Consider the following 591-nt stretch of genomic DNA (forward strand, 5'->3'; position numbering starts at 1 on the left):
GAGTCGACGCTGACATCCCAGGTGATCAGCCCGGCCGCATCGGCGAGAGCTTGCAGCCCGGTGAGGATCTGCGCCCACACCCCGGCCCGCTGCCAACAACGGAACAGCCCATAGACGCTCTGCCACGGCCCGTACTGCGGCGGCACGTCACGCCAGGGCACCCCGGCCCGCACCCGCCACCTGATCCCATCGATGAGCTGCCGTCTCGTCCAGATCGGCGGGCGCCCTGGCTTCTTACCGACAGGCAGCAACGGCGCGAGCACACGCCACTGCTCGTCAGTCAGGTCGAACCGCCCCGCCACCGGTATGGTGTCCACGAGGTCTCCGGGGATCTTCGGTTTGCTTGGTCGCTAACCGATCTACCGGAGACCTCTTCATATATCGATCACCGACACACCCGTACAACCGACACGGCCACCCGCTTCTTAAACACGGCCTAGGTGACTGGTGTTAAACGGTGCCTGTCACCCGTGCGATGAATATAGCTTTGTTTCTATTTTGGTTAGTTTGCTGGGATGACGTTGGGTAGGGCGTTGCAGGAGTCGGACTCCGCGGATCCGGTCAGGCGGTTCTGCGGGGCGGCTCTCCCCC

Annotated in this window: 1 protein-coding gene; it reads right to left on the minus strand. The window is 63.6% G+C overall.

From position 1 onward, the window contains the following. Positions 1-317 (minus strand): transposase (locus tag J5X75_RS42255; RefSeq protein WP_208473364.1); only part of this gene is annotated, 317 nt, incomplete at its 3' end. Positions 318-591 lie beyond the last annotated feature (274 nt).

Source organism: Actinoplanes flavus (genome assembly GCF_017592555.1).
In the GTDB taxonomy this organism is placed as follows: Bacteria; Actinomycetota; Actinomycetes; order Mycobacteriales; family Micromonosporaceae; genus Actinoplanes; species Actinoplanes flavus.